20 protein-coding genes and 1 pseudogene are annotated in these 24,494 nt (G+C 43.0%); 1 reads left to right on the top strand and 20 read right to left on the bottom strand.

The window, feature by feature from the left end:
• Nucleotides 1-197: 197 nt before the first annotated feature.
• Complete coding sequence (locus tag AC1U9U_RS05325; protein ID WP_479959514.1) at nt 198-1,520, top strand: radical SAM protein; 1,323 nt, start codon at nt 198-200, stop codon at nt 1,518-1,520.
• Nucleotides 1,521-1,543: 23 nt separating this feature from the next.
• On the opposite strand, the gene AC1U9U_RS05320 is transcribed toward AC1U9U_RS05325, so the two are convergent.
• From AC1U9U_RS05320 to kapD, 20 genes and pseudogenes are all read right to left on the bottom strand, one after another.
• Nucleotides 1,544-2,173, bottom strand: coding sequence for a cobalamin B12-binding domain-containing protein (locus AC1U9U_RS05320; protein ID WP_479959513.1), 630 nt, complete (start codon nt 2,171-2,173; stop codon nt 1,544-1,546).
• Nucleotides 2,166-2,945, bottom strand: a complete 780-nt coding sequence (locus AC1U9U_RS05315) for a GntR family transcriptional regulator (RefSeq protein WP_479959512.1) — start codon at nt 2,943-2,945, stop codon at nt 2,166-2,168. Before AC1U9U_RS05315 ends, AC1U9U_RS05320 begins: the two co-directional genes overlap by 8 nt.
• 165 nt (nt 2,946-3,110) lie before the next feature.
• Nucleotides 3,111-7,358 (bottom strand): annotated as a pseudogene (locus AC1U9U_RS05310) (acyl-CoA dehydratase activase-related protein).
• Nucleotides 7,359-7,747: 389 nt separating this feature from the next.
• On the bottom strand, nt 7,748-8,623 hold the full coding sequence (locus tag AC1U9U_RS05305) for a PGRP and LysM peptidoglycan-binding domain-containing protein (RefSeq protein WP_479959511.1): 876 nt from the start codon (nt 8,621-8,623) through the stop codon (nt 7,748-7,750).
• 75 nt (nt 8,624-8,698) lie between these two features.
• Nucleotides 8,699-9,169: a type II toxin-antitoxin system RatA family toxin gene (locus AC1U9U_RS05300; protein ID WP_479959510.1), complete on the bottom strand. Its 471-nt coding sequence runs from the start codon at nt 9,167-9,169 to the stop codon at nt 8,699-8,701.
• Nucleotide 9,170: 1 nt separating this feature from the next.
• A complete protein-coding gene (locus AC1U9U_RS05295; RefSeq protein ID WP_479959525.1) occupies nt 9,171-9,578 on the bottom strand; it encodes a YbaN family protein in 408 nt (135 codons plus the stop codon).
• Nucleotides 9,579-9,619: 41 nt separating this feature from the next.
• Entirely contained in the window at nt 9,620-9,958 is a 339-nt protein-coding gene (locus tag AC1U9U_RS05290; RefSeq protein WP_479959509.1) for an arsenate reductase family protein, read from the bottom strand.
• 143 nt (nt 9,959-10,101) lie between these two features.
• On the bottom strand, nt 10,102-11,043 hold the full coding sequence (locus AC1U9U_RS05285; protein ID WP_479959508.1) for a hypothetical protein: 942 nt from the start codon (nt 11,041-11,043) through the stop codon (nt 10,102-10,104).
• Nucleotides 11,044-11,160: 117 nt separating this feature from the next.
• Nucleotides 11,161-13,233, bottom strand: a complete 2,073-nt coding sequence (locus tag AC1U9U_RS05280) for a sensor histidine kinase (protein WP_479959507.1) — start codon at nt 13,231-13,233, stop codon at nt 11,161-11,163.
• Nucleotides 13,208-13,894 carry a response regulator transcription factor gene (locus AC1U9U_RS05275; RefSeq protein WP_479959506.1) on the bottom strand — a complete coding sequence of 229 codons (687 nt, stop codon included), beginning with the start codon at nt 13,892-13,894 and terminating at the stop codon, nt 13,208-13,210. Before AC1U9U_RS05275 ends, AC1U9U_RS05280 begins: the two co-directional genes overlap by 26 nt.
• A 322-nt stretch (nt 13,895-14,216) precedes the next feature.
• Nucleotides 14,217-15,428, bottom strand: coding sequence for an amidohydrolase family protein (locus AC1U9U_RS05270; protein ID WP_479959505.1), 1,212 nt, complete (start codon nt 15,426-15,428; stop codon nt 14,217-14,219).
• A 2-nt stretch (nt 15,429-15,430) separates the two neighbouring features.
• The gene (locus AC1U9U_RS05265) at nt 15,431-15,832 is read right to left on the bottom strand and encodes a PaaI family thioesterase (protein WP_479959504.1); all 402 of its coding nucleotides are present in this window, start codon (nt 15,830-15,832) and stop codon (nt 15,431-15,433) included.
• A gap of 15 nt (nt 15,833-15,847) precedes the next feature.
• Nucleotides 15,848-17,542: a M3 family oligoendopeptidase gene (locus AC1U9U_RS05260; RefSeq protein ID WP_479959503.1), complete on the bottom strand. Its 1,695-nt coding sequence runs from the start codon at nt 17,540-17,542 to the stop codon at nt 15,848-15,850.
• 52 nt (nt 17,543-17,594) lie between these two features.
• A complete protein-coding gene (locus AC1U9U_RS05255; RefSeq protein WP_479959502.1) occupies nt 17,595-18,215 on the bottom strand; it encodes a ribonuclease H1 domain-containing protein in 621 nt (206 codons plus the stop codon).
• A gap of 68 nt (nt 18,216-18,283) precedes the next feature.
• Nucleotides 18,284-18,637: a hypothetical protein gene (locus AC1U9U_RS05250; RefSeq protein WP_479959501.1), complete on the bottom strand. Its 354-nt coding sequence runs from the start codon at nt 18,635-18,637 to the stop codon at nt 18,284-18,286.
• Nucleotides 18,638-18,695: 58 nt separating this feature from the next.
• Entirely contained in the window at nt 18,696-19,511 is an 816-nt protein-coding gene (locus AC1U9U_RS05245; protein ID WP_479959524.1) for a site-2 protease family protein, read from the bottom strand.
• A gap of 126 nt (nt 19,512-19,637) precedes the next feature.
• A complete protein-coding gene (locus AC1U9U_RS05240; RefSeq protein ID WP_479959523.1) occupies nt 19,638-21,890 on the bottom strand; it encodes an ATP-dependent DNA helicase in 2,253 nt (750 codons plus the stop codon).
• A gap of 83 nt (nt 21,891-21,973) precedes the next feature.
• Nucleotides 21,974-23,263 (bottom strand): aminotransferase class I/II-fold pyridoxal phosphate-dependent enzyme, encoded by a 1,290-nt coding sequence (locus tag AC1U9U_RS05235; protein ID WP_479959500.1) that lies wholly within the window; start codon nt 23,261-23,263, stop codon nt 21,974-21,976.
• A 203-nt stretch (nt 23,264-23,466) separates the two neighbouring features.
• Nucleotides 23,467-23,814 (bottom strand): toprim domain-containing protein, encoded by a 348-nt coding sequence (locus AC1U9U_RS05230; RefSeq protein ID WP_479959499.1) that lies wholly within the window; start codon nt 23,812-23,814, stop codon nt 23,467-23,469.
• A 117-nt stretch (nt 23,815-23,931) separates the two neighbouring features.
• On the bottom strand, nt 23,932-24,494 hold a 563-nt coding region (gene kapD, locus AC1U9U_RS05225), incomplete at its 5' end, for a 3'-5' exonuclease KapD (RefSeq protein ID WP_479959498.1).

The following is a 24,494-nucleotide window of genomic DNA, read 5'->3' as shown; positions in this document are numbered from 1 at the left end:
CGAATATTTTGGTTAGTACTCATTTTAGGATATGTTACTTACTTTTGCAACGAAATACCAAGAAAATAATAATACCTCTATAATATTCTACTCCTCCCAAAAGGTTAGAAGGATCTAAATACCAATTGTCGAATTTAATAGTAAATACTACTTCGCATTCAATTAGGAAGTATACATATTTTTCAAAGGAGCTAAACATGATCGTAAAAATTAATAACCGGAACATCGAAGACATCAAAAACTCCAAGTTCTATGAGTATGCTCAGATCTATGCTCGGGTCTATAACCATTTTATTGAACAGGTTAAACAAACGGGTATCCAATTAGATGTAAATCTTGAAGAAGAAACCCGTCTCAAGCTAGAACGAGTAAGAGAGAAAAAGGCCATTTTCCGCAATTCCGACAAAAGCGTTGTCAATAATTGGATCTCCTCAGCCTGTGAAGCCTGTCAAAAGGGTATTGGCAGTGTTACCATGTATGTCTCACTGATGTGTCACCGCAATTGTTATTTCTGTTTTAACCCCAACCAGGAAGACTACGAACATTTTACCCATCATAAAAGAGACTTGGTCAGTGAACTCTCGCAATCCTTAAAGCAAGGACCGAAACTCACTCATCTTGCCTTGACCGGCGGAGAACCTCTCCTTCATAAAAAAGAGATGCTGGAATTTTTCCGCTTCGCAAAGGACAAATCCCCTAAAACCCATACCCGTCTTTATACTTCCGGGGATTTCCTCGACCGGGAAATTCTCCAAGACCTTAAAAATGCGGGGCTCCGTGAGATTCGTTTTAGTATCAAGATGGAGGACCCGGAGCGTATTAAAAGAGAAGTCTATGAGCGAATCGCCCTTAGCAAAGAATATATCCCGGACGTAATGGTGGAAATGCCTGTTTTACCGGGGAGCCTGGCAGAAATGAAGGAAGTTCTCATCGAGTTAGACCGCATCGGCATCGCAGGAATAAACCTTTTGGAATTTTGTTTTCCTTACAATAATGCTGAGGAATTTATTAAACGGGGTTTTAAAGTTAAAAATCCGCCCTTTAAAGTTCTTTATGACTACTGGTATGCCGGCGGGCTTCCCATCTCCCGCAGCGAACTGGAATGTTTAGATCTCCTGGACTTCGCTCTAGATCAGAAGTTAAAACTCGGCGTCCATTACTGCTCCTTAGAAAACAAACAAACCGGACAAATTTATCAGCAAAATTACGGTCAAAAAGTTTCGCCGATAATGACCTTCTCCCCTACCGATTATTTCTTCAAATCTGCCAAGGTCTTTGGTGAGGATATGGAAAAAGTGCAGAAAATCTTTAAGAAGAGGAATATGGCTCATTACCAAATCAATCAGGATTATAATTATCTAGAGTTCCCAGTCAATCAAATCAAGCTCTTAAAAGACTTAGATATGGAAATTGGGATCTCATCCAATGTCATGGAAATGCGAGAAGATGGGAAATACCTTCGGGAACTCAAAATCGATCTTACCTTTCCCAAAGTGTTTGATTTAAGGAAAGATATTTAAGAAAAAACCTAAAAGAAGCTCTATCAATCACCATCTTTCAGCATCTGACAGATCTCAAATAACTTTGTCATATCATTGGTATAGTAATCTACCCCTGTATAATCCTTGACGATTTCGTTAACCGGATATCCTCCCACAATAATTTTAACTTGATCCCGCAAGCCTGCCTCAGTTAAGAGATCGACAACCTTTTTCACTGAACTGATACAAAAGGATAATAAAACACTGATTCCCAAGATCGGAGCTTTCGTTTCATTCACGGCTTGCACAAAAGCCTCCGGCGAAACATCTACACCAAGATCAACCACCTTAAATCCAGAGGACTTAAGCATGTAGTGAATAATATTTTTACCCAGGTCGTGAATATCCCCTTCGATGGTTCCGAGGATGATAGTCATGCCGTTGGAGGGGATATCGGTAGTGATCAGTGGTTCTAAAATGACCATCACTTCTCTTAATATTTCTTCGGACATAATCAGATCAGATAAATAATACTCGCCATTAAAGTAGCGTTTACCAACTATCTCCACCCCTTGCTGGCATAATTCAACTACTTTTAACGGAGAATCTCCGGCATTTAAATGCTTTTTAACTAAAGCAATGGTTTTTTCTTCATCCAGATCAGCCAAAGCATTAAGCAATTCGTTAACCAATGTCTATCCCTCCATGGTTATCCTTTTTTAACCACCCATCATAACCGGTCAATTGGTAGCGGTCCCCGCGATAAATCGATTTACTCCAGCCCACGGGTTTACTTTCCAGATCATATAAGGTTTCTTCGACAACAAAGACGGGGACATTGACTCCAATACCCAGTATTGAAGCTTCTTCTTCAGTGGTTACCGAGACTTGCAGAACTTTTTTAGTGCTCACAGGCAATACATCACTATTAGCGGTTACCAACCCTGAGAGTGTAGGGTCCATAAGATTGCTTTCCAAAATTGGCTTACTCTTGGTATAAATAGTGTACTTCCTTTCATAGGCCAGTCGCTCATTCTCGGCAGAGACTACGGTACGAAAATATAATAAACGAGTATTGGCATCTTCTAATTGAAAGATTTTCCTTAACCGTTCATCAGCCCGGATTATTTGAGCACCTAATAACGTGGTATTTAACTCTAAACCAAAACTTTTGATCTCTTGATTAAAATTGTTTAACTCGAGGATGACATTGTTTAACTTCGGTAAGGAGACAAAGGTTCCTTTACCCTGTTGCGGATGGACCATTCCTGCCGTAATTAGCTCGGCAATAGCCCTACGTACAGTCATACGGCTGATCTCAAAATGACCGGCAATCTCGGTCTCCGTCGGTAAGGCTTCACCGGGTTTAAGTTCTCCCCGTAAAATTTGCCCTTCCAGCAGCTTTGCCAATTGATAATATATAGGAATAACTGAATTCTTATCTATGGATTGTCCGAAGTTCATGTTGCGACACCTTGCTTTAATTCGTTTAACTCTTATTAGCATAAGAATATTATGAACATAATTCGGGGTAATTACCGATAATCCTTTTTCCGGTTTAATCTTTAAAGAAAAAGACCGTTAATTATCGCAAAGATAACAAACGGTCTTTTCATTATACTTATTTAACTATTTCGCAACTACGCCGGCCTTCATATTCTCTTTGGCCACCGAAAGCATCAACTTGATCCGGTTCAATTGGTTAACCTCGCTGGCCCCGGGATCATAGTCAATTACTGCAATATTGGCACCGGAGTATGCTTTACGCAATGAGCGAACCATTCCTTTGCCAATGATATGGTTTGGCAAACAACCAAAAGGCTGCAGACAGGCAATGTTCATGACCCCACTATGCAAGAGTTCTACCATTTCCCCGGTTAAATACCAGCCTTCACCGGTTTGGTTGGCTAAGGAGATATGCTCTTCGGCACATTTGGCGATCTCCTCAATGGTACTGGGAGGTGTAAAACGCCGACTGGCGGCCAGGGCCTTGCGCATATCCCTCCGATAATATTCCATGACCTTCACCGATAACATGCCGTTAAACATGGCTTTAAAGCTACCTGATAAAATATCAAATTTAATTTTATAGCAATAGGCACAGTACAGGAGGAAGCCCATTAGATCCGGTTGAATTACTTCCGCACCTTCCGACTCTAATAGTTCCACAAGGTTATTATTGGCGGTCGGGTGATATTTGACAAGGATCTCACCCACGATTCCTATCTTGGGTTTGACCATATCCTCGTAGATTTCCAGGTTGTCAAAATCCCTAACGATCTGATAAATACTAGCTTTGATCTCCTTCTTATCTCCCCGTCTTAAAGCCTCTTGACATTTTTCCACCCAATAATCGTAAAGGGCATTAGCAGAACCGGGGATCTTTTCGTAAGGGCGAACCCGATGGAGGACATTCATGAGCAAATCGCCAAACACGATTCCCCAGAGGAGATCCGGGAGCATCTTAGCTGTGATCTTGAAGCCGGGATTGGCTTCGAGGCCGGAGGCATTAAGGGAAATTACCGGAACTTTCTCCATGCCGGTATCTTTCAATGCTTTTCGAATAAAAGCAATATAATTGGTGGCACGGCAACCGCCCCCGGTCTGGGAGATAAGCACTGCCGTCCGCTTCAAATCATATCTTCCTGATTTCAGAGCCTCCAACAATTGACCAACCACGATAATGGTAGGATAGCAGGCATCATTGTGAACATGTTTTAGTCCTTCATCAATCGCCCCTCTGTCAACCGATGGCAGAACCTCAATATTATAGCCGGCCTTCTCAAAGCCAGTCTTTAAAAACTGGAATTGGTGGGGGGCCATCTGGGGGGCAATGATCGTGTAGTTTTTCTTCATCTCTTCGGTAAAAACTATTCTACCTTCAGGATCATAGAGCTTTTTGGGTTGGAAATTGCGCTTATCCCGTTCTTGGACAGCGGCCAATTAGGAGCGGATCCGAATACGAGCAGCCCCGTAGTTCGTGATTTCGTCGATCTTCAATACGGTATAAAGCTTACCATATTGTTCTAAGATCTCTTTTACCTGAACAATAGATACCGCATCCAAACCACAACCAAAGGAGTTTAACTGAATTAACTCCAAGTTGGGTTTGTCGGCCACGAACTGAGCGGCAGCGTATAGCCGAGCATGATACATCCATTGGTCGACTACCCGCATCGGTCGTTCCGGCTTGGTAAGATGGCGAATGGCGTCCTCGGAAATAACCGCTAAGCCAAATCCTTGTAAAAGCTCAGGAATTCCGTGGTGAATCTCGGGGTCAATGTGATAAGGCCGACCGGCTAAGACAATTCCCTTAATCCCCTGCTCCTCAATATATTGAAGAGCCTCTTCCCCTTTTTCCCGAACATCCTGCTTATAACGTTCTAGTTCCCCATAGGCTTTGGCCAGAGCTTGGCTGATTTCACGAGGGGTTAAGCCCTCAGCCTTTGCTAGCTCTTCAATGAGACGTTTTCTCATATGCTTCGGACTGTCAATGGGCAAGAAAGGCCGGTAAAAAGTGATATTCTCCCCTTCCAAAACATCCATGTTGGCACGGATTGTTTCCGGATAGGAAGTTACAATTGGACAATTAAAATGATTATTGGATTCGGGGTCTTCCTTAATGTTAAAAGGAATTGAAGGGTAGAAAATCTTTTTAATCCCTTTTTTCACCAAATCGACAATATGCCCGTGCACAAGCTTAGCCGGAAAACACTCCGACTCAGAGGGAACGGTATCCATTCCGGATTCATAGAGCTTTTTAGTAGAACGTCCCGACAGAACAACACGATAGCCTAACTGAGTGAAGAAAGTAAACCAGAAGGGATAATCCTCATAAATATTGAGGACACGGGGAATTCCGATCAACCCGCGGGGGGCTTCATCACCGGATAACGGTTTATACCGAAATAGCCTCTTGTATTTATAATCGTAGAGGTTGGGAATACCGTTTTCAACCTTTTCTTGTCCGGCACCCCGCTCACAGCGATTCCCGGAAATAAAGGATTCCCCGCTGGAAAAATGTTTAATAGTCAATTGGCAGTTATTGCCACACAAGCCGCAGCGTTTCATGGTAGTTTCTGTAGTAAAGGCCTGGAGTTGATCTGCCCGAAGCAGCTCAGTCTCGTGACCGGTATCATAACGCTCTTTGGCAATTAATGCGGCTCCAAAGGCTCCCATAATCCCTGCAATATCCGGACGGACTACATCACGGCCCAATAATTTTTCCAAGGAACGAAGCACTGCATCATTGTAGAAGGTGCCCCCTTGAACCACGATTTTTTCGCCCAATTCTTCCGTATTACGCAAGCGGATAACTTTGAATAAAGCATTCTTAATCACCGACATGGAGATTCCGGCGGAAATATCACCGACTGTTGCACCTTCTTTTTGGGCTTGTTTAACCTTGGAATTCATAAACACAGTGCAACGGGTACCCAGGTCTACGGCATTTTGGGATGCCAAGCCGAGACGAGCAAATTCCTTGACCTCCATATTCAGTGAATTGGCAAAAGTCTCTACGAAAGAACCACAGCCGGATGAGCAAGCTTCATTGAGCATGATCGAATCAATGACACCATTCTTGATGACCAGGCTCTTCATGTCTTGTCCACCAATGTCCAGAACAAAATTTACTCCCGGCAGGAAAAAATCTGCTGCTTTGGCATGGGCTACGGTCTCAATTTCGCCAATATCCACTTTTAAAGCAGCTTTAATTAGCTGTTCTCCATAACCGGTCACGGTAGAATTACGAATATTAATTCCAGGGTTCAGCTTAGAATACATATCCTTGAGGGCCGCGATGGTTGATTCCAAGGGGCTGCCCATATTGCTCCCATAATAGGAATAAAGCAAGCTGCCCTCTGCATCGATCAAAGCTACTTTTGTCGTTGTGGATCCCGCATCTATACCAAGATAGGCATCCCCAACATACTCTTGGGAATCCCGGCGATTCACCTTATGACGGGCATGTCTATCTTGAAAACTCCGATATTCTTCTTCATTGGCGAAGAGGGGCTCGGCGACTGTATCTTCTTCATGGACGATGTTATTGATAAAAGGTGCATTATCAAAGAGGGTCCGGGCTAAGAAAGCTTCTTCATTTTGGGATGCTAAAGCTGCGCCTAAAGCCACGTAATATTGAGCATCCTCGGGGAAAATTGCATAATCCCCTTCAAGTTTCAAGGTCTCAACAAAACGCTTACGCAGCTCAGATAGAAAATACAAGGGGCCACCAAGGAAGGCCACATGTCCACGGATGGGCCGCCCTTGAGCCAAGGCCGTAATTGTCTGATTGACAACCGCTTGGAGAACAGAAACGGCAATATCTTCCTTTGCGGCACCTTCGTTCAACAATGGTTGAACATCCGACTTGGCAAAAACGCCACAGCGGGAAGCAATCGGATAAATGGTTTTATAGTTCTTTGCCAACTCATTTAAACCTTCCGCATCCACTTGAAGTAAGGCAGCCATTTGGTCAATAAAGGCACCTGTACCCCCGGCACAAGTACCATTCATCCGTTGTTCAATAGATTCTCCAAAATAAGTGATTTTGGCATCTTCTCCACCCAGTTCAATGGCCACATCGGTCTGGGGAATCATCTTTTTTACCGCAGTAGTGCCGGCAATCACTTCTTGAACAAAGGGAACCTTTAATTTTTTGGCAAGGTTAAAGCCGCCTGAACCGGCAATCATCATTGTCATCAATTGACTATTTAATATATCTTTTGCCTCATCTAACATCGAAAGAACGGTTTCTTTGATATTCGAAAAGTGCCTCAAATATTGCTTATAGACAATGCCTTGTTCAGGACTGAGAATAACCATTTTAACAGTCGTAGAACCCACATCGAGCCCAACATTGAGCACCTTGGTCATCCAATTTCCTCCTATCAGATTAAACAAATAATATATATTCCCTATATATACTATAGCATAAAACAGAGCGATATTAGTTGTCTGAATTCTTAAACCGCTGGTAAAATAGGTCTCCCGGACTTAAAATACTGGAAATACGAGAACCCAAGGAGTTGGACATATTATATATAGTAATATATGAATTAGTCCGTGATTCAAGACACAAAAAGCTAAATATCGCTCAAAATAATTAGATATACTCGATGAGTTATTCTACATCGCAGATGAATTTCCTCTAAATCCCCATTCGCTGACATGAAAACAACCAGATAATAGCAGCGGATGCTATTATCTGGCTTTACTATAGTTATCTCAGAATTCGCACTGAATACTTGAGCTCAAAAGAACTTTTAGCAATGTTTCCCTAAAGCGGCCCAAGTCTTTGGTCCGACTATACCGTCAGGAGCAAGACCTTTGCACTTTTGGAAGTTAACGACTGCCGCATGAGTCTTGGACCCAAAAATGCCATCAATGGCACCCGGGCTAAATCCATGAGATGTAAGCAGAGACTGGAGCTCAGATACAGCCGGTCCGCGCGAGCCCATCTTTAAGATAGGACAATGGGGCCCAGGAGTTGAACAGTTTTTACCAAGAGCGGTCCAGGTGCGCACGCCAACGATACCATCCGGAACCAGTCCTTTGCTCTTTTGAAAGTTAATCACGGCTGCTTGAGTCTTGGACCCAAAAATACCATCAATAGCTCCCGGGCTAAACCCGTGAGATGTCAGCAAGGACTGAAGTTCTGTTACCGATGGGCCGCGGGAACCAAACCTTAAGGTTGGACAAGGCTGTGGGTGCGGTGGCGGAGTCGTGCAGGTTACTCCTAAAGCCGTCCAGGTCTTAACGCCAACGATCCCATCCTGCACCAGCCCCCGGCTGCCTTGAAAAGCAACGACAGCTGCATGAGTCTTAGGTCCAAAAATTCCGTCAATGGCTCCCGGGCTAAAGCCGTGAGAAGTTAAAAGTTGTTGCAGCCTTGTAACTGCCGGGCCGGTTGAACCTTGTCGTAGGGTCGGACAAGATCCGGAAGAAACCATCATATGGGCTTCCATGGACATTTGAGACTGCATAGCATAAGTTTGTGAAGGTACACAAATAACTTGACCCGGGAAAAGACACATAGGATCAACGACTTGAGGATTTAACATGCATAGCTCTTCTACTGTGGTGTTGAACATATAGGCAATGTCAACAAGCGTTTCCCCAGGTTTTACCACATAATTCATAGGTACACCCCTTTCTATAGATTTTCCGTATATCCTATGCAAGAGAACACGGAATGCTATAGAAAAGGAGAAAGTCTATTGAAATTCTTTGGGCTTGTCTTCAAGGGCCAGTGCCTCAAGATGGCGATGCAATCCCTTGAGCACCCGTTTAAATTGAAAGGAATGCAGTGCGGAAATATTGATCACTCTTGCAGCAAAACCCATTATTCTTCCATTGGGCTCGAGGTTAATTGAATAACATACTTTAGTCCCGCCATTTTCAAGTTCCTCTAAATCCCACCAACTCTCTCCTAAGACTACGCCTTGGTAATAGCGAATATCTATACGCCGCGGAAAAGCTAAGGAAACTGTTTCACAACGAAACCATCCCCCTGATGCCCAGATCTCTACTTTGGCATGGAGATGATCGGTAGTTTTTTCTAAAACCCGTACTCTAAATTCACCCGGCCACCAATTTTTATAGCCGGTCAGATCAGCAAGCACGTGAAAAATCATTTGCGGTGAATAAGGATACTCATAAGAATCCTTGGCTTGAATTCTACCCAATTTAGTCCTTCCCTCCGTACCCATTATTCATTCCGGCACTTACCACAGGCTTTTTGGTTTTTTGCCTAAGCAAAAAGGTTATTACCCCTACTCCTACCCAGATAATGAGCAGTCTTGCCCCTAAAAATTTGGCGAAAAACACCATGGAAACTAATGAGGAAATCCACAGAAAGGATATCGAGAGAATTTTGGTATATAAAGGTATACCTTTATTTTCGTAATAATCCCGTAGATAAGGACCGAGCCACTTATTAGCCAAGAGTCGTTTATGATGCTTTTCAGAGCTTCGCATATAGCAGGCACCGGCCAAAAGCAAAAAGGGCGTTGTCGGCATAATCGGCAAAAACAAACCGATGACCCCAAGAATTACGCTTGTAGTACCGATTCCTACTAAAATTGCTTTCATCACAGACTTCAAATCACTTGCCTCCTCCTGCTCACAAATCATCACTACTCCCAGTCTTTCCACAATTCTGGTTGATAACCTACCGTTGCTTTCTTGCCGTTGCGGACAATAGGAGTCCGATAAAGTTTGTAATGAGCTAAGAGAAGCTCCTCTTTCATCTCTGCACTGCGGATCTTATCAATATTCAAGGTCTTATATTCTTTCGCCTCTTGATTAATAAGCTCACTTAAGGAAACAGAGTTTTTGACACTTTGTAGTTCGCCCTTGCTTAAAGTTTTTTCAGTTAAGTCGATGAACTGGTATTTAATATTCCGTTCTTTAAAAAACCGCTCAGCTTTTTTAGTAGCAAAGCATTTTTTCGTACCAAAAATCTGGATGTTCAAATAACTTCCTCCACGGTAAAAATAACTGATTAAGTCGGAAAATATCCGACCATAATACCTGTCCTCTCTAAAATAGCATATATATTCTTAAACTAAAAGCCTTTCCTGACAATGATCTCATTATCGGAAAGGCTTATTGTCGCCTATGCTCTTTTGAGGTAATCCCACTGATGTATGACTTTCTGCATGTTTTCCTGAAGACTGGAAGCAAAGATCATCTCCAGCCAGCTGAAGTAATCTCTCAATACTACTTGATCCTGGTGACAAAGCTCCATGTAAGCAACTAAAGGCATGTGTTCGGTTTCATATAAAAGAGAAGCAATAAAAGTTTCGGCAAAGATTTCTCCCCACTCCTCATAGTTTCTTGGATAATCATCGAAAACTTTCTTATGCATGTTCATGAAGCCCGGAGGCATAACCTTGGCATCCTCCGTTAACTTATAATGGAGGATATGGGCCAGCGCGTGAAAAATGGGGATTAAGGAATCCTCCTGACTTAGGGGTTGGAATACACCCAGGCAATGAAGCCGCGGGACGGTCATGACGAAGCCTTTTTCATTCTTTAGACTAAAATTAAAAACAGGGACCAAAAGTGGATTTTCGGTAAGGCTATTGAAGAAAATCGGGTATTCTCCGCGGAGCAAAGCTAAGGCGAAATCCATCTCTTTAAACAGATCCTGATACCTGAGATTGGCATTTTGGCTCACCTTGGCAATTTCTTGGTTTGCCAAAGCCAATATTTTTAGCATCTCCAATACTTCCCCTTTGAAAGTAGAGTAGCGGGTGTTTTCGGGAAGGCTACCCAAACCATGACATACCCAGAAGGCTAAGGAATCTTCTACAGGGATAATTGTAAACTTGCAGCGGGCTTTATAATACTTAAACTGAATATCGTCGGCACACTGGCGAAGATACAAAATGAAGGATTCTAAAGAATGTTTATCGGCATTGGCTAAATTCTCGGTGACTCCCTGCAGCAATTCTATCGCCTCAACCGGATGACCTAAGCTTCTAAACTTTTTCCGATCTGCCAAAGGCTGCTCTGCTTGGGGTCCCTGCCTCAAGGCCTTACTTTTTTTAAACATCTCGACCACTCCTAATTAAGGATTCATGTTTTTCTATGATAAAGGTTCGAGATGGTAGGTATATTTACCTTGGTAAAATTTGTCTATTATATCAACTATTTAGGGAGAAAATGAGGTTTAATGACTTTCGTCTTTGGATAAGAAAATAATCACCTTAAAGAGATCCCCATCTACTTCGATCGCAAAGCTCCCTTTTTGAATTTCAATCAAGCTTTTGACGATTGATAACCCTAAACCGCTTCCATTGCTGCTTCTTGATTCATCCCCCCGCTTAAACCGTTCCATTAATTCGTCTGCCGAAATATTCAATTCATAGGCAGAGATATTTTTGATGGTTAACCTTACCCCCGGACCGGCATCTTCTAAGTCCACGTATACCCTGGACCCTTCCAATGCATATTTAAAGATATTGGACAAAAGATTCTCCAAAGATCGCCACAGGAGTTTCCCATCTGCTTTGACCCAAACCTTTTCGCGGGGATAGTTTAACTTGAAGTCCAGCTTGCGCTCTTGGATTTTTTCATCCAGCTCTCCTAAACCTTGGTTCAGGAGGGATATGATATCAATTCTCTCAAAGTTCACGGGAATGTCGCCGCTGGAGGCCTTGGCAGCTTCAAAGAGATCATCGGTTAGTACTTTTAACCGCTGGGATTTTTGCTCAAGGACTTCTATATATTCCTTTACTTTTTCGGGGTTCACTTCTGCTTTCAATAAGTCTACATAGGTAATGATGGAAGTCAAAGGGGTGCGAATATCGTGTGATACATTGGTGATCAGCTCAGTTTTTAAACGTTCACTTCTAATTTCATGTTCCACCGCTTTATTTAAGCCATCGGTGATACTATTGAGATCCGCCGCTAATTGGGCAAGTTCCCCTTTCCCGGTGATGGATATGCTAGTGGAGAGGTCCCCCCCTTTTACCCTTTTAACTCCTTCCTTGATAGCCTCAAACTCTTTTACTTTCCTAAAAGACAGCCATACTGCTACCCCGATCGTAACCGGGAACATAAAGAACGTTAGAGCTATGCAGAGGGGATAACCAACGGTAAGGATCGCCACCTTAACCCCAAGGCTGCCACTATCAAAGATAGCTTTGAGACCGGAAAAGATCTTATAGAAGACCGTATATACTAAGGTGTGTTTAAATAGGGTTTTATTCTTAATGTGTTTGACAAGTGCTAAGACAAAGAACAATCCCAAGGCCGCAATGACCATCGTTATGAGGTAGAAGATCTCCGCACCTAAATTTGCCTTATACATCTCGCTAGCGATTGCGAACCAGGAAATGATTAAGATAGTACAAATTATTACATTTATATCATTATAGATTCGATCCAGGGTATGAAAATGAACCTCTTGATCCTCTCGGTAATTTCTCCCCCAAATATAAAGGAGGAAGATAAAAGCAACCACAAGACCCCCAAAATACCCTGCCATCCGGTAAAGGGCTTGATTAGCAAATTCCCTGTCATTCTGCCAATTTATAAGGCGAGGGGTTAAAAATTCCTCTCCATACCCGATATACAACGCATCTGGGTAATCAAGGGAGTAAAAATCCGGGGTAAGCCAACGGAAACGTTGATTAGCTTCGATTTCCTGGGGATGGACATCTCGGATAAAGCCTTCAAAGATTAGATAGGCCGGATAGGAAGTGTACCCTTCTTTTTTCTTGGCTCCGGAATTAGTGAATTCGAAATCCCCATCTTTTACGTAATAATTCAATCCTTTATACCCGTTAAGCCGTTGCAATCGGGTATGATAATCATAGAGATCTTCTTGGATCATGCGTTCCTTAAGCTTAGCTATTTCATCCTTGTATTCTTCCTGGAAGATCTGATAATTTTGCCCCTCCGACTGATTAGGATTATATTTTACAGATCTAGTCTGAAATTCCCAGTATAAATTATCTGTTCTATTCCTTAGCTTATCTTCTGAAATGGATTTGCCGGCTAGGATATACTCTTCATTTTGATAGCGGCTGAGTTGTCGGAGATCCCCAATAATACTGCTGCTCTCATTGATGAAGCTCTCACTAAGATAATAGCTTTCTTCGAGGGCCACGCCTAAATTGCTGCGATTAACGATCGTAAGAACTTGCGTAATCCCTTGGGTAAAGCAGAACACCACAATAATAAAAGCCAAAACCTTGATCAGAGGTGAATGGCTAAAGCTTTTCGATTTTATATCCAATTCCCCACACCACCTTTAAATATTTGGGCTCCTTCGGATTGATTTCAATCTTTTCCCGAATCTTGCGAATGTGAACAGCTACTGTGTTTTCAGCACTGAAAGCGGCCTCATTCCAGACTCTTTCATAGATCTGATCAATTGAAAAAACCCTTCCCGCGTTAGCGGTAAGCAGTTTCAATATCTTATACTGAACAGGTGTCAACTTCACTTCCTCGCCATCCACAGTGACACATTTGCTTTCATCGTCGATCTCTAAGCCTCCGGATTTATAGAGATTGCTTTTGCTCTCCAAACTCCCTAGCGTTGTATATCTTCTCAATTGCGATTTCACCCGAGCAATTAATTCCAGAGGATTAAAGGGCTTAGTGATGTAATCATCGGCCCCCATGTTTAACCCCATGATCTTATCCGTATCCTCGGACTTCGCTGAAAGCATAATGACGGGGATATTGCGTTCTTCACGGATTTTCATCGTTGCCCTGATCCCATCCATTTGGGGCATCATAATATCCATAATTACCAGATGAATGGTCTGCTCTTCAATAATTCGCAGGGCCTCCAGACCATTCTGTGCTTTAGAGACTTTATATCCCTCATTGGTCAGGTAAATTTTTATAGCTTCGACGATTTCTTTATCATCGTCGCAAACAAGAATATTCATAATGACGACACCTCACCCTTTTTAACCTGTACAAATTATATCACGCTCCTTCCGTTTTCTTGAGAGCTATGATACCAATTAATTCTTATCATTCACCCCATGCAAATCTTAAGAACTTCTTAAGATTGCTTAAACACCCTGAATATGTACAAGGAGTTTGGCTTTAAGGAATTAGAAAGACAGGGTAATGTCGGTATTATGTCCTTGAAGCTTAAGGATCTTCCTCAGTAAAAAAAATATAACCCGGGAGGATCTCCCGGGTTATATTTTTGCTTTAAGTTGGTAAGTTCTTCGTAAGTACCGGGAGGCAGCATCGCCCACCTTAAGCCCCGCAATACAAGAAAGTGCTCTCGGGAACTAACTGGAGACAACCTAGCGGTGTGCCCACTTCCACTCTTCCATACTCAGTCAGGCCGCAGATTCGTGCATTTTCACGGGTGGCAAGACGATACACTTCCTCCTGAGGGATCCCTGCCTCACCCATCCAGGCTAACTCATCCGGAAAAGAGTCTCCATGAGAAACCGAATAGGCACCGGCGTCCGTGCCAATCCCTAAAGGAACACCGGTAAAAAAGGCCTCCCGAATACTATTTAAATGTCCTTCAAGTATTCGGGATAGGTTGCTGATCTCATGTTCGGAATATCTACCCGAAGGATATTTTAAAAGGTTGCCGATGGGGGCTACGGTGGGTACCCAAGCAATATTTTTAACCTTCATTTCCCGGAGCTGTTCCGAAGTTATATAATACCCATGCTCGATAGAATCCACGCCGGCTTCAATGGCCCTGGCGATCCCTTCTTCACCGCTGGCATGAGCCATCACCCGAACTCTTCTTTGATGGGCAGAGTGAACAAGCTCTTTAAGCTCCTCAACCGTCCACTGAACCGGGCCAACCTGACCATAGTGATCAAAGCGAATGATGCCGGTAACGATTACCTTAAGCTGATCCGCTCCTTGGTTGAAGAATTCTTCTTCGACCTGGAGCCAGTCTTGAATACTTTTGAACCCCCGCCCCAGAAAGCGTCCGTACATTCCTTCTCTAGCCACGGCTTCCCGCACCGACACCACTTTAGGTCCCGGCCAGACTTTGCTATCGATACCCCTCTTGGCCGCCCAAGCGAAGCCGGGCAAGTCACCTCCATCGCGAATGGCAACAATTCCATTTTCCAAATAGCGACGCAGAAATCCCTTTATTCCCTCTTCAATTCCCAAGGGCTCCTGCCAATTAGCCAAGCATTGATAAAAATCTATACTATCCAGTGCCAAATGAACATGGGCATCTATGAAACCGGGCATGAGGATATAGGAAAGCCAAGAATATTCAGCTTGCCGGGAATACCCTGCTTCCCTGGAATCCTCACTGTACGCCATAAGATTAGCGAAGTTCAGCAAGCTAATCTTACGCTTATGCCAGGCTATACGGATAGGACCTTTAACTAATCCCAATTCCGGAGTCCAATAACCGGCTACAACAGCTGAGCCTTCATCAGGAACGTCAAAAATTCTCTTCTCCCCACTGCAGGAAATAAACATAGCTATTCCCTTCGCCTATTGATAATCGAAAAAGTCCCCGAGCCGATAGCAACGATATTTTGCTCCTCATCATAGACCTCCACTGTGGCCATAAACAGTCTTTTGCCATTTTTGACAAGGGTGGCAAAGGCATAAATATCTGAATCGGCAACCGGCAAGAGATAGTTTACCTTTAATTCAACAGTAACTGCATACTGATCAGGCCCGATCGCCTCATTAACAGTCACGGCCATGGCCGTATCGATGGCGGTAGCGATTATGCCGCCATGAAGATTACCATGGACTTGTTTTAGATTTTCAGTATTATTAACTTTAACCCCACTTTGGCCTTTATCATTGGTAATGATTTCGATGCCAAGATATTTCCACACTTTACTTGTTTCAAGTGCCTCTAAGGTTGCCATATTTTCCTCCAAAGTCTAGAATTTTAAGTCATTAACCTGATTTAGCCATTGATCAATAACTCCAATTACGGATTTAATACATCCCTCTTGGAAAGGAGAAATTAAATTACCTAACTTAACTAATTCCAGGAAAGATAAGCTGCCCCCGACTTTACAAAGGCCTAAGTAATCCTGCCAAGCCTTTGCCGATTCTTCCCGGGACTTTTTCCAGAATTGAAAAGCGCAGATCTGAGCGAGCGTATAATCGATGTAATAGAAAGGATTGCCGAAGATATGCCCTTGTTGATGCCAATATCCCCCCCGCTCCAAATACTCATTTCCTTCATAGTCCCGGTGGGGAAGATATTTTTTTTCGATCTCACGCCATGCGGCTTTTCTTTGGGCCGGGGTGGCCTCGGGATTCTCGTACACAAAATGCTGAAATTCATCTACGCTCACTCCATAAGGGATAAAAAGCAGTGCCTCGCTTAAATGAGCAAAACGATATTTGTCTGCCTCTTCCTCAAAGAAAAGTTCCATCCAAGGCCAAGCAAAAAACTCCATGCTCATAGAATGAATTTCACAAGACTCGTAAGTAGGCCATTGATACTCAGGAAGAGTATAATTTCTGCTGGAATAAACTTGAAAAGCATGGCCTGCTTCGTGGGTTAACACATCCACATCCCCGGAAGTTCCATTAAAGTTAGCAAAGATAAAGGGCGATTTATATTTACTAATATAAGTACAGTAGCCACCGCCGGCTTTTCCTTTTTTGGTTACCAGGTCCATAAGTTCATGGTCGATCATGTAGGAAAAGAACTTTCCGGTTTCCGCCGATAACTCCCGATACATCTGTTTACCATTCTCCAGAATCCAATTTGGGTCACCATGGGGTTTGGGGTTACCGGAGTTAAAACTAATCTTTTCATCATAATAATAGAAGTTATCTAAACCCAGCCGCCGGCGTTGCCGCTCACGCAGGCCGGTGGCCACAGGTACAATATCCTCTTTCACCTGCCTACGAAAGTTGGCTACCATTGTCGAGTCATAGTCTGAACGCAACATCCGAGCATAACCTAACTCAACATAATTAGGGTAGCCCAGTTTTTGCGCGATACGTGTCCGCACTTTAACCAGTTGGTCATAAATATGGTCAAGGGTTGCTTCGTGTTCGGTAAAAAAGGCATATTTAGCTTCATTAGCCTTTTTACGCAATTGACGATCCGGTGATTGTAAAAAGGGGCCTAGACCGGAAAGGTTGCGCTCCTCACCCTCGAAAAAGATTTTAGCCGCAGCGATTAACTTAGTATATTCAGTAGATAATTTATTCTCTATTTGAAGGTCTTCGATAATTTCCGGCTTAAAGGTCCTGAGAGTCAACTCAGCAATCCGAAATAGCTGCTTCCCCCATTTTTGTTCAAGTTGGGGGCGAAAGATTGAGCTTATTAAGACCTGATAGAAGTCGGAAACCAACCCTTGGTAGACCGGTAAATTCTCATCAAAGAATTCTTGTTCCCGCTCATAATAGGTATCAGTGGTATCGATGGTTTGGCGAATGGAAACAATCTGGGACATTGATTCAAATTCCCCACGTAAGGAATTAATTTCACTAAGCTGCTGATCCTGATCTTCGAATTTCTCGGCTGTCTTGAATTTTTCCAGGAGGATATGGAATTCGGATTTTAATTTATCTAGGTCTGGACGTGAATAAGAAAAATCTTTAAACTTCATTGCTTTATCCCTCCAAAGAAAATATAGCCCACCACCGGCAGGCTCAACCATTTTACTCTATACCCAAGGCCATTTTAGCCTTTTTGTCCACATATTCATTGAATTCATTACCACTATGAGCCTTTACCTTCTCAAAAGTAAATACTCCCCGATATTCATTCATCATTTTGGCATAGGCTTGGGTAAATTCGTTTTTCGCCTTCCATTCTCCTGTGGCCCAGTGAGCAATTCCGGCATAGTCATGGAGAATACGAATTTTTACGCCCAATTGGGCGGCTCGCTTAACAGCATAGAGGACAGCGGCGATCTCTCCTGCGACATTACGCATGGTTGCAGCAGCAGGGTTCTTGCCCACATTACTATCTTCATAAACCACTTTGCCTTCTTTAACAAAGGCATAGGCCCAAGAGTACTGTCCATTGACATAACTACCGTCCGTATAAACGTCATAATCAGCCCCAAAAGAGCCGTTTTTCAGACCGTCACAGCCAATACCGAAGGATTCTAAATCTTCACCGGCGAACCAGGCCTGTGCTCCTTCTTGAGTTGGAAAAGATTTATATACCGCTCCGGAATAGCCATGAATGGCTTTTTTACATTCCTCCCAAGAGCTAAATACGCCCTTTTCCCGACCGGCTCGCACCGCATAAAACTTTGGTTTTTGGGTCCCCATGCAAAAAATACCTCAATTGTTGTCTTTTTCTTCAATGTTACCACAGGGGTGGCTTAGTAAGCAATGATCTAGTTGGCAGCATTTTTCAGGTCTTCAGCGATTTTGTCCAGTAGTTTATTCATCTGGTTATCCACATCCATTTTCTCACTATTACACCACTCGCCCCAAAACCCTTCCTGATCTGTAAAAATCCGATATAGCGGAATACCTTCCTTAGCCATGATTGCTTTAGCTTCATCAGGTAAAGTATCGCTGATTCGTGTGGCTAATTCCATAGCCTGGCAAAGAGTATCTTCATACTGGGCTAAAACATCTATGGTCTCGAATCCTACCCCGGAGGGCGAGTCTTGATCATAGTAGAAAGACATAATCACATCTTCCCGGCGCTCTAAATCCACGTGGTTTTCTTGAATACTACCCACAAGAATTCCTCCTGTCTTAGATTTTCTTTAGTTTACCCTCAAAGAACTTTTTCACTCCCTAGTTAAGCAGCTCTAAGGTATAGGTTAGTCCCATTCCTAAAGAGCCAACCAACCCAAAATAGAGAATGGCGAATTGTACCCGTTCCTTTAAGGGCACCTCATAATACACTTTTAGTTCATGGCGGTTTTTCCATAATTTATAGACCTGAATTAAACCCAATACTACAACGAGTAAAATAATCGGGTTAAAGTACTTAAGCAAGAGATAAATTAATACCGGAATTCCAACTAACCATAAATAAGGTGAAACCGCGGAAACAATCCTTCCCCCATCCAGAGGATGAACCGGAAGCAAGTTAAAGATATTTAGGAAAAACCCTACATAGGCTAAAACCAAGGCCAATTCATTACCCGTTAGCCAATAGGCAAATAAACATAAAACTGCCGCCAGGCTACCGAAAAGAGGTCCGCCATAACCAACTTGAGCTTCTGTTACCGCATCCTTAGGATTTTCCTTCATACCGATTAAGGCACCCACAAAGGGAATAAACACCGGGCCGGATACGGCTAAGCCCACTTTTTTCGCTGTCACATAATGACCCATCTCATGGACAAAGAGCAAAGCCACAAATCCTAAAGCGAATTTTGCCCCATAGAAAACCGCATAAATCCAGACCGTAGCTAACATCGAAAAGGCAGTAGTGGCGAATTTACTCAGCTTCAGGAAAACAAAGAGGAATTTTAGCTTGGATAATAAAAAAAAGATTATAAATTTCCCCTTGGTTAACAAGGCCACAATAAAGGCCCCTATGGCCCAGATACCCTTCTTTTGTTCCTTTGCCGGTTTCTGTTCCTCGCTATTGACTTCACTAATATCTTGGGGATCGTAGGTATCGGGGTTTAACCCAAATTGTTCCGGCTGATTTGACTTATTTTGATTATCGATTTGTCCTCTCTCCTTTCTCTAACTATTCTATCCTTTTTCAGTCAAGGAATGACCCTAAGACAACCAATACTTTTGCAGCATCGGTTTGATCTCGGAATTTTCCTGGATATACCTAATCTTCTTCCATTCTTTGGGGAAGAGTTTCTTATAGGTGTAGCGGGAAAATCGCTCATCAATCAAGAGGATAGCTCCTCGGTCCTCTTCGGTACGAATAACTCGGCCACAGGCCTGGAGAACCTTATTCATCCCCGGATAGATATAGGCAAATTCAAAGCCAAGGTTATATCTATCTTGAAAATAGGTCCGAATAATTTCCCTTTCCGGTCCAACCTGGGGCAGCCCTACGCTTACGATTACGGCTCCCGATAATCTATCCCCCGTCAGATCAATTCCTTCACCGAACATTCCGCCTAATAAAGCGAAGCCCACAAGTGTTACCCCAGGCCCCTCTTGAAAGGCTGCCAAAAAATCTTCTCTTGATTCTTCCGTCATCCCGCCGGTTTGAAGAATAACCTTTATTTCAGGATAACATATTTCAAAACGTTCATAAACTCTCTCAAGATATTCGTAAGAGGGAAAAAATACCAGGTAATTTCCGGTTTTCTGGCCGACAAATTTCTCAATTGCTTCGGCCACCTGATCTAGGGATAAAGACCTATGAGCGTATTTCGTAGATATTCGGGATTGAATAAGTACAGAAAGATTCTCCGGGGGAAATGGTGAAGGAAGCCGTAGCTTATATGAGGACTTTGCTCCGCCTAAGATCTGAATAAAATACTCCACCGGACTCAAAGTAGCGGAAAAGAAAATCGCCGCTCCCCCTTTGCTTAAAGCCTGAGCCAAACACCGGGATGGATCTACACAAAAAAGCTTAATCCGAAAATCTACTTCCGAGTTCCGGTAATAAGTAAGGTAATGATCATCATAATTTTCCGCTGTCCGTAAAAAAGCCTGGATCTTAAAGTACAACTCGGTTAGCTTCTCCAGCCAGAGGGGGGATTCCTCTTTCTTGAAGATCTTTTCCGCTTCTTGAGCGACTCTCTCTAAAGAGGAATATAAGGAAGTTGGTGCATCTTTTTCTACTTCCAACCCTTGCTTCTTCAATTTCAAAAAGTTCTTGTTTACGGTCTGGAGCCGTTTAGCTAATATGGGTTCACTATCCTGAACTAAGTTTTTGAGATCTAAAAATTCCGCTTTACTTAACTCGGCCGAAAACATTTCCCGGGCTCGATCGACTAAGTTATGAGCTTCATCAATGAGAAAGGTATATCCTCCCCCCTCAAGGAAAAAGCGTTTGAGAAATACTCGGGGATCGAAAACATAATTATAGTCGCAGATGATAAAGTCGGCCCAATTAGATAATTCCAAGGAAAATTCAAAAGGACAGATTGTGTGCCTTCTGGCAGCTTTCTCAATTGCTTCGCGACTCCATTCATCCCTCTCAAACATATCCTCCAAAGCCGTTCCTACCCTGTCATAAAACCCTTTGGCGTAAATGCATTCTTCGGCGGCACAATCACTATCAGGGCAGAAACAAATCTTATCCTTAGCGGTAATGGTTAGTCTTTTGATAGCTAGTCCGGCCCCTTTTAACATCTGCAAAGTGTTTTCGGCAACGGTTCGCGTGATGGTTTTGGCCGTAAGATAAAAAATTGGGGACTCTTTTCCTTCGGCAAGGGTCTTTAAAGCCGGAAAAATCGTACCCAAGGTCTTACCAATACCGGTGGGAGCCTGGGCAAAAAGTTTATTCCCCTCCCTAATGGTTTTATACACGGCGATCATCAATTCCCTTTGCCCTTTGCGATAAGCAGGATAAGGAAATTCCAACTGCCTAATACCGGCATTCCTCATCTCTGTCCATAAGGATAGCTTTTGGGCCCAGGCACAGTACTTTTGGACCAGATCACCAAAGAAAACCTCTAGTTCACTAAAACTAAATACCCTCTTTAATTCTTTCGTTTCATGAGTCTCTAAGTGAATATAGGTTAGCTGAACTAGGACCTCCTTTAACCGGTCTTGTTCAGCCAATATATAAGCATAGCACTGAGCTTGCGCCCAGTGCAAAATGTTAAAGGATTCATCAATTAACTCTAAATCCAAAGAAGTGGATTTTATCTCTTCGATGATAATTCCCGATTCAGTTCTCCAGATCCCATCTGCCCGTCCGTGAATTTCTAAACTAAGCCCATCTGCCTGATATACTGTTCCTAATGGTACTTCCGGCTGATAATCTGCTCCCCGAATTTTTTGTAAATACTGATGGGCCTGAATACCTTCCAACAGCCTTGACCCGCTCATAAATCCCATCTGTAGGTCCCCCTGCCTTAAGACAAACTCTACTAAGGTCCGCACAGAAATCCTTTGCTGCTTTTCCAAGGCATTTACTCCTACTATGCTAAATCTTTGGTTCCTTGGTAAATAAGTTTGAATAACTCTTCCAGATCTTCTTCTTCTACACAGGAAAAGGCTACGCGAATATCGGATTCCCCAAGAGCAATAACTCCCACACCATATTCATTCAATAAATGAACCCGTAATTCCTCGGCCTTAACCCCTTTAAGCTTTAAACACATGAAGTAACCGGAATTAAAAGGATAGTAGTCCCATAAGTCCTGATACTTCCCGGAATTCAGGATACTCTTAACCTTTTTCGCTCTGCCTGCCATTATTAAATACTTTTCTTCCTTTTGTTTTTCAAAATCCGGGGATTCCAGAGCACGAAGGATAAAGGTCTGAGCCGGATGAGATGCATTAGAAATAGTACCGCGGATAATGGTTTTGGCCTTATTTTCAAGAACTTCACAGACTGCTTTGCTGGAATCAGCGAAGGTAATAAAGCCCACCCTAAATCCCCATACATATTCTTCTTTGGTGGGTCCGTCTACTTTCACAGCCAGAATCCGGGGATGGATATTGGCAATCCGCCCGAATAGCGATTCCTTGATGGAATCTTCGTAAAACAGACCAAAATAAGCATCGTCCGTCAAGACCACTAAATTAACTCCTTGATCAGCCACTTCCAACAGGGCCTCACCAATTTCATCAGCCTCTTCTTCAATTGGTGTATAGCCTGTAGGGTTATTCGGAAAATTAAGGAGGAGTATTGCCTTTCCTTGGTCTTTCAGAGCAAGAAGGGCCTCTTTCATACCCTGGACATTGAACTTGCCATCTTCGGCGAAAAAGCTAAAATTACGAATTTGTGCATCTCTGCGGGTACCAAAAATCAATTTATAGTTTCCCCATATCTTATCCGGCAGTACCAGGGTATCCTGAGGATTTAAAAAGAGATCTGCCACCATGCTTAAGCCATGGGTTAAGGCATTGGTGACAATGGGTAAGCTAAAATTTTTACCCTGCAGTGAGGGGTTATCTTTAAGTAGTTTTTCCCTCCAAGCCGACCTAATCCGGGGCTTCCCGGCCGGTGGCGCATAAGTGTAAATATCTTGGGGATTATACTCTGCTAATGTATCATGGATTACCGGCAAGTACATTGGCTGACCTTTTTCGGTTGCGATACCGATCGTAGCATTAAAACGATAAGCCTTTTCCTTAGCCTCATCGGTCTGGGTCAAAATGCCCTTAGGATAATATAAATTCCTTCCCAGATCCGAAAGCAGCTCATACACATATGGATTCTCCTTTATGATCCGTTCGTTAAGTTCCTTGGCGATTACATGCATTCAGTTATCTTCCTTTCGCGTTGGTAGGTCCTTAGGCCTTCGTTATATGCTATTCAATCGGCTACCTTACCGGTCCTTCTAAGGATTAATCATGATAACTTAGATTCGCTGTATATTGACAAGTTCCTTCCGGTTAGGCACGAGTATATAGAATACATGATCGAAACATCGAAATGACGGTTGCCACGAGGACAACCGTCAAACTAAAACCCCTTATCATCCAACTGAATTTCTTTGACCTGAAAGTGAGCGTGTTCCAAAATCTGGGCAAGAACCTCTAAAGGTGTCGTTGCCACTTCCCGATACATGCGATGAGTATATAAATGATGAATATTCGGTAATTCTTGGTTCAGCTTCTTTCTGATTTTTTCTCCCGAATCATCGGCGTCCACCAGAAGGTATATTTCGGAATCCTCAAGCTGGGTGGCCCATTCCTCAATTTTCTCATAGCTGATGGTTCCATAGCTGCAAAGTATTTCAACAGGCTCTGCCAAAATTTCCTGAAGGCGTCCCTTGTCGGTTTTTCCTTCCACGATTATAACTTTTGTCATCTCTTCCCTCTAGCCAAAATTTTTTAGCCCTCACCGGCTGCCTAGTACTTACCAAAAACCCCTAATATAAAATAGCCTTTGCCAATAGATTCGGGTTTATGCGTAAGAGAATATGATTCACCCGACAAAGTTTTTATTCTTAGAAGGAATGATCGCAATCCTTTTTTCATCGGAGATAGCTGCCGGTTCTTTAGGTTGAAAACTCCAACCCTCACTCATTATTTTTGCCATAACCTGAGCGGCATTGATAGCGTCATCAAGAGCGGAGTGGAGGATGCCAATTTGTTCAATGGAATTATCCTCAATTGCTCTCTTCAAAGAAATAAGATGATCAAAAGAACGAAATGCTTTATATTGCTCCGCCAAATCAATGTAATTTTCCCAAATATAAGGATATTCCAAACCATATTTCTCACAAACACTACCTAGAACTTTGCGGTCGGCATCTCCCCAAGCTACCAAATAAGTATCCCGATGGGGTGCTAATTTCCGGAGTTGTTGAAGTGCTTCTGCTAAAGATACCCCACCATCCACATCTTCTTGGCGAATTCCGGTAATACCATAACTTTCTTCCGCTAAGCGCGGCCAAAAGCGGGGTTTGACAAAGGCACTGTAGGTTTTATCCGCTAATTTTCCATTGTCATGAAGAATTATCGCCCCTACTTCAATAATTTCCGGAA

This window comes from Desulfitobacterium sp. (assembly GCF_982384815.1).
The sequence above is the reverse complement of the archived record's forward strand: the minus strand, read 5'-3'. Positions and strand labels throughout refer to the sequence as shown.